Below are 1,066 nucleotides of genomic sequence, written 5' to 3'. Positions count from 1 at the left end.
ACCGCGGTGGCGCCGGGCAGCGCCGCCGGCACCGCGCCGCGTGCGCCGGGCCCGGTCCTTCCCGGCATGCCCAACCTGCATTCGCACGCCTTTCAGCGTGCCTTCGCCGGGTTGACCGAATACCGCGCGCCCCAGCCCGACGGCGGGCAGGACAGCTTCTGGAGCTGGCGCAACCTCATGTACCGCTTTGCCGCGCGCACCACGCCCGAGCACCTGGAGGCGATCGCCACCTGGCTCTATGTCGAGATGCTGGAGGCGGGCTACACCGCGGTGTGCGAGTTCCATTACGTGCACCACGACGCGGCAGGCCAGCCCTATGCCGACGATGCCGCCATGTCGCTCGCGCTGCTGCGCGCCGCCCAGGCCGCGGGCATCGGCATCACCTTGCTGCCGGTGCTCTACCAGGCCAGCGGCTTCGGCGGCCGCGCCCCGCGCGAGGACCAGCGCCGCTTCATCCGCAGCACCGACAGCATGCTTGCGCTGCTGGAGCGCCTGGCGCCCGTGGTGGCCGCGCAGGGCGGCATCCTGGGCCTGGCCCCGCATTCGCTGCGCGCCGTGCCGCCCGACAGCCTGCGCATTGCGGTCGAAGGCCTCACCGCCCTGAGCCCGGCGGCGCCGGTGCACATCCACATCGCCGAACAGACGCAGGAGGTGGACGACTGCATCGCCTGGAGCGGCCAGCGCCCGGTGCAATGGCTGCTGGAGCATGCGCCGGTCGATGCGCGCTGGTGCCTGGTGCATGCCACCCACATGACGCCCGACGAATACGCGCGCGCCGCCCGCACCGGCGCGGTGGCCGGCCTGTGCCCCACCACCGAGGCCAACTTGGGCGATGGTCTGTTCAACTTGCCGCGCTGGCTGGCGGACGGCGGCCGCTGGGGCGTGGGCTCCGACAGCCATGCCTGCGTGAACGCGGCGGAAGAGCTGATGCTGCTCGAATACGGGCAGCGCCTGTCCCTGCGCCAGCGCAACGTGCTGGCCAGCCGCGCCCACCCCGAGGTCGCCACCGCCATGGCGCTGCAGGCAGTGCAGGGCGGGGCGCAGGCCAGCGGCCGGTGCACGCCCG

Annotated in this window: 1 protein-coding gene; it reads left to right on the top strand. The window is 73.4% G+C overall.

The genetic code is table 11. The features are described 5' to 3' along the window. The coding region (locus tag AC27IO_RS24695) for a formimidoylglutamate deiminase (RefSeq protein ID WP_498741277.1) at positions 1-1,066 on the top strand (1,066 nt) is incomplete at both ends.

The sequence above is a fragment of the Acidovorax sp. KNOB132 genome (genome assembly GCF_057541515.1).
Note: the sequence above shows the minus strand (reverse complement) of the source record. Positions and strands in the feature narration are given on the sequence as shown.